The following is a 9,334-nucleotide window of genomic DNA, read 5'->3' as shown; positions in this document are numbered from 1 at the left end:
CTCGCTGCTTTGTAAGTTGCTGGGTGCCAATCGGTGCCTTAGTGGAGGCTTGAGCCGTATGCAGTGAAAGTTGCACGTACGGTTCTTAGAGGGACGGCACTTGGTAACAAGTGTCGTCTACTCGACATAAATGAGTTAGCTATTCGGCTCACTCATCATTATCTCTTCTGTAGTTAGAGTGAATACCATTACCAAATATGGCTCTTATCACTCAATTTTTGTTCTAAATAATCAAGAGATACTTTCAATTTTGCTGGCATAAATGTGCATTAGGGTAGTCGATATTGTTCCAATATTAGATTAACTTGGCGGTGTGATGGGGGCTTTGTTTGTCGCTCTTAATAGTTATGTGTTATCAAAAGTCGGCGCAACGCTGACAGTAATACTTGTCATAACCGGTCAATTGCTGACGGGAGTTGTTTGGGATGCTATCAGTAACGGTGTAGAACTTGCCCTTTTATTGGGTATTTTGTGTATCCTTACGGGTATCTTGGTCACCAAGCGCGGACAAGACCAGAAAGCAAACATTAAAGGATACTAAGTTGAATAATCAGAAAGCACGCTGGGGAATTGCAGGACTTGGTAAAATTGCACATCGCTTTGTTTCAGATCTGACTATGCAAGTCGACAATGCTGAACTCTATGCTGTTGCGGCACGAGATAAACAGCGAGCTGATAGCTTTTCAAATCAATATGGTTGCCAAAGAAGTTATGGTTCCTACACAGAACTCGCAAACGACGCTAATGTAGATATTGTCTATATCGCGACTATTCACCCATTTCATAAAGGCTTGGTTGAATTATTTCTAAATAAAGGAAAGCATGTTCTTGTAGAGAAACCAGCATTCACTAACTTACAAGATTGGGATGCGATGTCGACGCTTGCTGAAGAAAAAGGGTTACTGTTAGCTGAAGCAATGAAAACAGTCGCATTTCCCGCTTATCAAGCAATGAAGCAGTTTATAAAAGAAAACAAGGTTGAAATTAACGCGATAGAAGCTTCCTTTGGTAATTGGCATGAGTTCGATAGTGATTGGCACTTATTTAATCCAACGTTATGTGGCGGGGCGACTTTAGATGTTGGTGTATACGGTCTCTGGTTTTATGCTGATTTGTGTCGATTAACAAATACTCCTATAGAGAAACCCACTGTTGAGTACGTTAATGATAATAGCCAAAGTGAAGTCGATGAAAATGTTGTGTTTAAATTTGATGGCCAGATAAAAGGTGAAATTTGCGCATCGATCACGCGTGATCTCAAACGAGAAGCCATCATTCGAGGGCCTGAACTAGAAATCGTTATTCATAATAAATGGTGGAACCCAAAGACAATCGACATATCGTTTAAAGGTGAGCAAACACAAATTTCAGCGGTTGTTAGCGGAGGTGGGTTTGAATACGAGATAGAGCATATATCTTCGCTAATTCTAAACAAGATCAATTATTCGGATGTGATGTGTAAAAAAACGAGTCGGCAAGTTATTTCTATTATGGAAGCGTCTCTCGTTGATAATGGCTTTGACTATCTAGTTTGTTCGAAACCCCCAACTAATTGATAATTTAAGGCATAATTATGAATATTGTTCCTCTCTTTGCTGCAATTCTATTTAGTGTTTTAGGCGTTTATATATGCTATGACTATCGGCGCTTTAATAAAAATGCGATTAAGACTCAAGGTAAAATAATTAGCTATGATGAATATTTTTCAAAAGATAATGATAATCTTAAAAGAAAGATGTATCGCCCTTATTTTGAAGTTACAGTTAATAAACAGACCTACAGTGTAAAATCAAAAACATCATTTCATTCTAAAGTCATACCTATTGGCCAATATACTGATGTGTTATACCAAAAAGGTGATGAAAAAAATGCTCGTATAGCAAATAGTAATGGCGTTGGTTTGGGCTTTTTATTTATAGGGCTATCTATTCCTGCTTATTATTTCGGCTTATTCCATGAATTGTAATTTTTATTTATGTTTAAAGGAAAATAAAGTAACTATTTTTTCGTTCAGTTGAAAAAACTTACCCTCGATGATAAATAAATCAAACTGTGTATGGTTCATATATTATGCTCGAACTGTCACATATATAAAATATGAAGAGAAGTAATGAGAGCATCACTAAGAAATAAAATTATCGATGTGTGCAATAAGAAAATAGCCAGTAAAGGTGAAAATGTAGGTGTGTCTTTTTACGCTTTTTTCAAAAACAAAAATGACGATCCTGACTTGTTAATGGAAGCGGCTAAGTGGTGGATTAAAACGCATCAACTCGATCATTTTGAAAAAGCATCCAAAATTAAAGATTTGGTCGAGAGGGGAAAATAATTATTATCACCGCCGTTTCTTTTATTACTAAAAGAGGCAATGTTGATGTTAAGTGGTAAGAAAGCAAAGTGCTTCCTCATGATAACGGTAGTTGGCAAATATGGAAATTAAACCAACCCGTTGTTAAATGATGTTTAGAAACGTCATTATGATAGCTGGTTCTCTTTTCTACTGTTAGTGAATACACGATCAAACTGGCAAAGAGGCGCAACTTTTGTACTGGCTTTACGTTGCCATTTTGTATGATTGGCGACTAACCAGGTTTGTTGCGAATTGTCTAAAATCGCCTGACTCACTCTGCTTTCTCTTAGCTCATGCTCCATCGCCACAGCTTGCTTTTTCTCTGCTGAATAGGTGGTTTGAGGTGAAGCGTAAGGTAATTCACTGATACCCGCGCAGCCAATAATACCGATGTCTGCTGCAAATTGACTAAAGTAATTGAGTACTGTGTCGTCGACAATATCACCACCGTTCGCTCTTATTTTACCACTGGGTATCCACGTTTCTATATTTTCGAACTTCGAGAGCGTATGCGCGGCTTGAAAATTATTCGTCACTACTCGTAATTCTCGGTGGTTGACTAATTGCTCAGCGATACAGGCAATGGTGGTTCCGATACCTAAAAATAATGTACACCCATTGGGAATGGCTTTAGCGACATTTCTTGCTATTTCTTGTTTTTCGTCTTTATTAGTGATTTGTCTGGCATCGTAACTTCGATTGCTCAATGTAACAGGAAGGCCAACGCCACCATGGTGACGCATAGCGATCCCTTGTTGGCAAAGTAAGTTAATGTCGCGTCTGATCGTCTGGGGCGTTATTTCAAACTGTTGCGCTAATTCTTCAATTGAGCAATATTCTTGCTTATGTATTAACGTCATTATTTGTTGTTGACGGGTACTTAAATCATCCATGAAATATGTTGCCATCCTCTATTTGATTATTTTGCTGCTAGGTAACGGTGTGGCGTATCGGTGATCATCATATCAACTCCCCATAGCCAGTGCTCTTCAACAAGTTCCGGTTGGTTCGGGGTGTAACAGTAAAGCTGATAACCTAAGCGTTTGACTGCTTTTGCCTTATCTTCTGTTAAATAACGATAATCACAATGAACACTAAAAGCGTCTAGCTCGCTTAAAACATCAGCGTGATTGTTTGGGATCGTTTCCCACAATTGACCTCTTCTTACGTGAGGAAGGTGTTGCTTTATGGTTAATAGTGCTGATTGGTCAAAACTAGAGAAAAGCATTAACTCAGGTTCAATATTTAGCTTATTAATCACTTCAGCAACTTTTTCACATAGCAAATGAATATCGTCTCCTGCGTGAATTTTTAATTCTATATTTAACGCGACCTTAGCTTCACTTGTTAGCTGTAATACTTCTTCTAATGTCGGTATGGTTTCATCACTAAAATCATCGCTAAACCAAGAGCCAGCATCTAGCTGTTTTAGTTCTATTTTTGACAAGTTTCTCACTTCCCCTTTGCCGTTACTGCAACGGTTTACTGTCTTGTCGTGTATTACCATAGGAACGTGATCAGCACTTAGTTGGACGTCAATTTCAATCCACTCACAGCCATAGTTAATCGCTTCTTTCATCGCTGCAAGGGTATTTTCAGGGGCTAAGCTAGAAAAACCACGGTGAGCTGTAATTTTCATTTTCTTTTCCATCTTCAGTTATTTTCAAATGAACTATCCATGTGTTTGATGAAAATTTTATTACATCTGCTTTGAAAGTCTTAATCTTATTTACTTCATGCAATTGTAACCGAGATGTCACTTTTTGCTTCTAATGTTCACTTGAAAATAAACGAGTGGTTGGAACACAAGAAGTGAACATCCGCTAAATCGTCAGCTTTTGTTAAAAATGGTTTCCAAGGAATAAAAATGGCTTTTAAACATATTGCAGGACTTGCCGTTGCAGCGGCGCTAATGAGTACACAAGTGCAAGCAAAGACCGAAATTGAATGGTGGCATGCTATGGGTGGGGCGTTAGGTAAAAAGGTGAATGAAATTGCCGACAACTTTAATGCCAGCCAATCTGAATACGAGATCAAACCTGTTTATAAAGGTACTTATGCCGAAACGATGACAGGTGCAATTGCTGCATTTAGAGCGCAAGAGCAGCCTGCTATTGTACAAGTTTTCGAAGTGGGTACTGCCACTATGATGGGAGCTAAGAAAGCGATTTATCCTGTATATGAATTGATGGCGGACACCAAAGAGCCTTTTAACAAAAACGATTATTTATCAGCCGTAACAGGTTATTACACAACTAACGATGGCAAAATGCTATCGATGCCATTTAATAGTTCAACCCCAGTGCTTTATTACAACAAAGAGATGTTTGCTAAAGCAGGGATTACTAACCCACCGAAAACATGGAAAGAAGTAGAAGAAGATTCTCGCAAGCTGATTGCTTCAGGTGCTAAATGTGGCTTTAGTACAACATGGCAGTCTTGGACGCAAATCGAAAACTTCGGTGCCAGAAATAATGTTGCTATGGCAACCAACAACAATGGCTTTGATGGTGTAGATACCACATTTACCTTTAACAATGCGCCTTTCGTTAAACACGTTGAGCAAATGGGTAAGTGGGCGAAAGAAGGTTTGTTCAAATATGGTGGACGTCAGTCTGATGGTATGCCGCTTTTCTATACGGGTGAGTGTGCAATGACAATGGGCTCATCTGCGGGTCTGGCTGGTATTCAAGAGAATATGAAAGGGATAGATGTCGGTGTTGCACAATTACCTTATGATGATGAATTAGTGACAAAACCACAAAATACCATTATTGGTGGTGCATCGTTATGGGTACTTCGTGGACACTCAAAAGAAGAATACAAAGGCGTTGCTAAGTTCTTTACCTACCTTTCAAGCCCAGCGGTTCAAGCTGATTGGCACCAATTCTCGGGCTACTTGCCAATCACAGAAAAAGCGTACGAACTCACCAAACAGCAAGGCTTTTACAAGACTCACCCTGGGACTGATGTTGCTGTTAAGCAAATGACATCGACAACACCTACGGTTAATTCAAAAGGCTTACGCTTCGGTAACTTCTTACAAACACGCGACATCATTAATGAAGAACTTGAAGCCGTATGGGCGGGTAAAATTTCGGCAAAAGAAGCATTAGATAATGCGAAAAGCCGAGGTGACGCACAGCTTCGTCGCTTTGAAAGAACACAAAAATCATAATTTAACTCTTTGATTAAGTTTCATCCCCCGCTAATTTTGGCGGGGGATATACACCTTGCCTGTATTATTTTGGTATTTGTATGTCATCCCCTGTTGTATTTAAAAACAAATGGCTTCCGTTTTTCCTTATTGCACCCCAACTTCTGATCACGTTTGTGTTCTTTATTTGGCCGGCAGGACAAGCGATTTATCAATCATCTCTACTTGAAGATGCTTTTGGTATGAGCCAAGAATTTGTTGGTCTCGAAAACTTCATGAACCTGTTTCATGATCCTAATTATTTAGATGCTTTTTTTACGACGCTCCAGTTCAGTATTAGTGTTGCCGTATTAGCATTAGTTTGTGCGTTAATATTATCGGCATTAGCTGAGCAAATTATCCGTGGTTCATTAGCCTATCGAACATTCTTAATTTGGCCTTACGCTGTAGCACCGGCTGTTGCTGGTTCATTGTGGCTATTTTTATTTGATCCAACGATTGGTGTGTTTACCGATATGCTGCATTTCTTGGGCGTAGATTGGAACCCTAAACTCAATGGCAGCCATGCGATGTGGATGGTGATCATTACTTCGACTTGGAAGCAAATCAGTTATAACTTTCTGTTCTTCTTAGCGGCACTGCAATCAGTTCCTAAATCATTACATGAAGCCGCAGCTATCGATGGCAGTGGCCCTATTAAGCGTTTCTTAACGATCAGTTTCCCACTGATCTCCCCAACGAGCTTTTTCTTATTAGTCGTGAACTTTGTGTACGCCTTTTTTGATACCTTCGCGATCATTCATGCGATGACACAAGGCGGGCCAAGTAATAGCACCTCAACCTTGGTTTATAAGGTATTTAATGATGGCTTCATCGGATTAGATTTAGGTGGCTCTGCGGCACAGTCGGTGATCCTAATGATATTGGTGGCTTTATTAACGGTTATTCAATTTAAGTATGTTGAAAAGAAGGTAGCGTACTAATGGTAGAAAGAAGACCTCTTTTTAATTTTTGTTGTCATCTTTTGCTGATACTTGGCGTGATTTCTATCGCGTTACCCGTATGGTTAGCAATCGTGGCAACGACACACGAGAATCATGATTTCGCGACTAGTACTCCGTTATGGTTTGGTGATCTTGGGTTCAGTATTTTTAAAGATTTACTGAGTGGGCATACGGCTTTTAGTGATAAGTCTTTATCCATAAATGGGCTATTACTTAACTCGTTTATTATGGCGCTATGTATCACTGTGGGTAAATTAACAATCTCTATTATGTCTGCTTATGCGGTGGTTTTCTTCCGTTTTCGTGGCAGGATGATTGCTTTTTGGTTGATCTTTTTCACCCTGATGTTGCCTGTTGAAGTGCGTATTATGCCGACGTTTGAGGTGATCAGTAATTTGGGGATGTTGAATTCATTTTCAGGCTTAACCATTCCATTGATTGCCAGTGCAACAGCGACGTTCTTATTTAGGCAGTTCTTTTTAACGATTCCCAATGAACTCGTTGAAGCCGCACGGATTGATGGTGCAGGTCCCATAAAATTCTTTTTCGATATTTTATTACCATTATCACGTACCAATATCGCAGCTTTATTTGTGATCACTTTTATCTACGGCTGGAACCAATATTTATGGCCGTTATTGATCACGACGGATACCCATTATTTCACTATCGTCATGGCGATCAAGCAAATGACGGGCGTGGTTGATGGCGTCATTGAATGGAACAAAATTATGGCAACCACGATTATCGCAATGCTACCACCAGTCATTGTTGTTATAGCAATGCAAAAAGCCTTTGTTAAAGGCCTAGTTGATTCGGAGAAATAAATGTCTACTTTAACGCTTAATAAAATTGCGAAATCTTACCCTAATGGTTTTAAAGCAATTCATGAACTGAACCTTGATATTTCAGACGGTGAAATGGTGGTATTAGTTGGTCCAAGTGGTTGTGGTAAATCAACATTGCTTCGAATGATTGCAGGGCTTGAAGAAATATCATCAGGTGATTTAAGCATAGATACGACACGGGTCAATGATCTCGAACCAGGTGAGCGTGATATTGCGATGGTTTTTCAAAACTATGCCTTATATCCGCACATGACAGTATTTAATAATATGGCTTATGGTTTACGTAACCGTAAAACGCCAAAACACGAGATTGAACGATTAGTCAATGAAGCGGCGACCATGTTAGAGCTTGATCATTTATTGGATCGCAAGCCTAATCAATTATCGGGAGGCCAACGTCAGCGCGTCGCTATGGGACGAGCTATTGTAAGGCACCCTAAGGTGTTCCTTTTTGATGAGCCATTATCAAATCTCGACGCTAAGTTACGTGTTCAAATGCGCCTTGAAATCAAAAAGCTACAACGTCGCCTTGGGACGACGTCAGTATATGTTACGCATGATCAGGTAGAAGCAATGACACTGGCTGATAAGTTAGTGGTGTTGAACAAAGGTAACGTCGAGCAAGTGGGGACACCGATAGAAATTTATGACAACCCAGCCTCCTTGTTCGTTGCGACATTTATTGGCTCTCCTTCAATGAACATTCTTGATGCGAATATGACGTCTCAAGGTATTGAGCTAAATGGCCGTGTAAAATCACTATCAGCAAATTCTTTAGAGCAAAAGAAAGTGAAGCTTGGGCTGCGTCCAGAACATCTACAAATTGATAATGAGCAGCCTTGGTTTAACGTTGAAGTAGAGTTTATTGAAGCATTAGGAGCTGACTTATTGCTTTATTGTCAGACACAAGAGGCGCAATCACAGCAGCTCGTTTTACGAGTAGAAGGGCACAGCCCAATAAAAATGGGCGATACTTTAGGTGTGAATATCAAACCTGAAAATATCCATTTATTTGATTGTGACACTTCAAAACGTATACCTTATGATCACTTCAAACAAAATGAAGAAGTGATTCTTGGAGTGGTGAATGGTTGAGTCATTGGACAACGTAGATGTTCATCAGTTGAAAAAGCTGAAATGGTTACTGACAGATGTCGATGATACGTTAACGTGGGAAGGTAAGTTACCGCCCGAGACGTTACAAGCATTAAGTAAGCTTGAAGCCGTTGGTGTTAACGTTATTGCTGTTACGGGCGCATGTGCAGGCTGGTGCGATCAAATGGCAAAGTTATGGCCTTTACATGGTGTTATTGGCGAAAATGGCGCGTTTTGGATGCGTAAAGATCAGCAAGGTTTTACGACACACTATATTCGTAACGCTGAGATGATGAAAAGAGAACAACAAACACTGAGCCATGCGATTGAGAGTCTGTTACTGGATTATCCAGATGTAAGTTTGAGCCTTGATCAGCCTTTTCGATTTTGTGATGTTGCCGTCAATATTGCACAAGATAGACTGCCGTTATCTTCGGATGTAACAAAAAACATTCTTGAAGAAATAAAGCATCTTGATATTGAAGGGCAGAGAGTTCATGCAACACAAAGCTCAATTCATATTAATGCTTGGGTCGGTAATCATAGTAAACAGCAAACGAGTGAAGCTTACTTAAAACAATTTGCACTCCATGAAAAACTTGATTTAACTGAAGTCAGTTATATTGGCGATTCTTTAAATGATGAAGGTATGTTTGCATGGCTGCCATTAACGTTTGGGGTTAATAATATCCGCGCATTATTACCTAAGTTAATTCATCATCCCCAATTTATTACGACAGAAAATGGGGGATATGGGTTTGCCGAATTAGCGGAAAAGATAGTTAAGGCAAAACAAACCCATTAATTAAAAAAGCACTCAATTGAGTGCTTTTTTATTAGCGATTTCTTTTTTAATAACTGATTACACTGAAATCGTGTT

General features: G+C 39.5%; 11 protein-coding genes. 9 read left to right on the top strand and 2 right to left on the bottom strand.

Annotated features, from left to right (window positions below):
• The first annotated feature begins 316 nt into the window (after positions 1 to 316).
• The 4 genes from C9J42_RS15915 to C9J42_RS15900 all read left to right on the top strand — a co-directional run bounded on the left by C9J42_RS15915 (position 317) and on the right by C9J42_RS15900 (position 2,329).
• Complete coding sequence (locus C9J42_RS15915; RefSeq protein ID WP_233220751.1) at positions 317 to 541, top strand: DMT family transporter; 225 nt, start codon at positions 317 to 319, stop codon at positions 539 to 541.
• A gap of 1 nt (position 542) precedes the next feature.
• Positions 543 to 1,556, top strand: coding sequence for a Gfo/Idh/MocA family protein (locus C9J42_RS15910; RefSeq protein ID WP_107302158.1), 1,014 nt, complete (start codon positions 543 to 545; stop codon positions 1,554 to 1,556).
• Positions 1,557 to 1,573: 17 nt separating this feature from the next.
• A complete protein-coding gene (locus C9J42_RS15905) occupies positions 1,574 to 1,966 on the top strand; it encodes a DUF3592 domain-containing protein (RefSeq protein ID WP_107206808.1) in 393 nt (130 codons plus the stop codon).
• Positions 1,967 to 2,110: 144 nt separating this feature from the next.
• Positions 2,111 to 2,329 carry a DUF6500 family protein gene (locus C9J42_RS15900; RefSeq protein ID WP_107287792.1) on the top strand — a complete coding sequence of 73 codons (219 nt, stop codon included), beginning with the start codon at positions 2,111 to 2,113 and terminating at the stop codon, positions 2,327 to 2,329.
• A 146-nt stretch (positions 2,330 to 2,475) separates the two neighbouring features.
• Here the strand turns inward: C9J42_RS15900 and C9J42_RS15895 are convergent, their stop codons facing one another.
• A complete protein-coding gene (locus tag C9J42_RS15895) occupies positions 2,476 to 3,243 on the bottom strand; it encodes a DeoR/GlpR family DNA-binding transcription regulator (RefSeq protein ID WP_107302157.1) in 768 nt (255 codons plus the stop codon).
• A 26-nt stretch (positions 3,244 to 3,269) separates the two neighbouring features.
• Positions 3,270 to 3,989: a glycerophosphoryl diester phosphodiesterase gene (locus C9J42_RS15890; protein WP_107294458.1), complete on the bottom strand. Its 720-nt coding sequence runs from the start codon at positions 3,987 to 3,989 to the stop codon at positions 3,270 to 3,272.
• Positions 3,990 to 4,217: 228 nt separating this feature from the next.
• Here C9J42_RS15890 and ugpB point away from each other — a divergent pair, with 228 nt between their 5' ends.
• From ugpB to C9J42_RS15865, 5 genes are all read left to right on the top strand, one after another.
• Positions 4,218 to 5,528: a sn-glycerol-3-phosphate ABC transporter substrate-binding protein UgpB gene (gene ugpB, locus C9J42_RS15885; protein WP_107302156.1), complete on the top strand. Its 1,311-nt coding sequence runs from the start codon at positions 4,218 to 4,220 to the stop codon at positions 5,526 to 5,528.
• A gap of 80 nt (positions 5,529 to 5,608) precedes the next feature.
• The gene (gene ugpA, locus C9J42_RS15880) at positions 5,609 to 6,490 is read left to right on the top strand and encodes a sn-glycerol-3-phosphate ABC transporter permease UgpA (RefSeq protein ID WP_045082377.1); all 882 of its coding nucleotides are present in this window, start codon (positions 5,609 to 5,611) and stop codon (positions 6,488 to 6,490) included.
• The gene (gene ugpE, locus C9J42_RS15875) at positions 6,490 to 7,338 is read left to right on the top strand and encodes a sn-glycerol-3-phosphate ABC transporter permease UgpE (RefSeq protein WP_107247233.1); all 849 of its coding nucleotides are present in this window, start codon (positions 6,490 to 6,492) and stop codon (positions 7,336 to 7,338) included. Before ugpA ends, ugpE begins: the two co-directional genes overlap by 1 nt.
• Positions 7,339 to 8,454 carry a sn-glycerol-3-phosphate import ATP-binding protein UgpC gene (locus C9J42_RS15870; RefSeq protein WP_107302155.1) on the top strand — a complete coding sequence of 372 codons (1,116 nt, stop codon included), beginning with the start codon at positions 7,339 to 7,341 and terminating at the stop codon, positions 8,452 to 8,454. It abuts the gene before it with no gap.
• Positions 8,447 to 9,259, top strand: a complete 813-nt coding sequence (locus C9J42_RS15865) for an HAD-IIB family hydrolase (RefSeq protein WP_107302154.1) — start codon at positions 8,447 to 8,449, stop codon at positions 9,257 to 9,259. Before C9J42_RS15870 ends, C9J42_RS15865 begins: the two co-directional genes overlap by 8 nt.
• The last annotated feature ends 75 nt before the right edge of the window (positions 9,260 to 9,334 follow it).

The organism is Photobacterium sp. GB-56, from assembly GCF_003026105.1.
GTDB lineage: Bacteria > Pseudomonadota > Gammaproteobacteria > Enterobacterales > Vibrionaceae > Photobacterium.
Note: the sequence above shows the minus strand (reverse complement) of the source record. Positions and strands in the feature narration are given on the sequence as shown.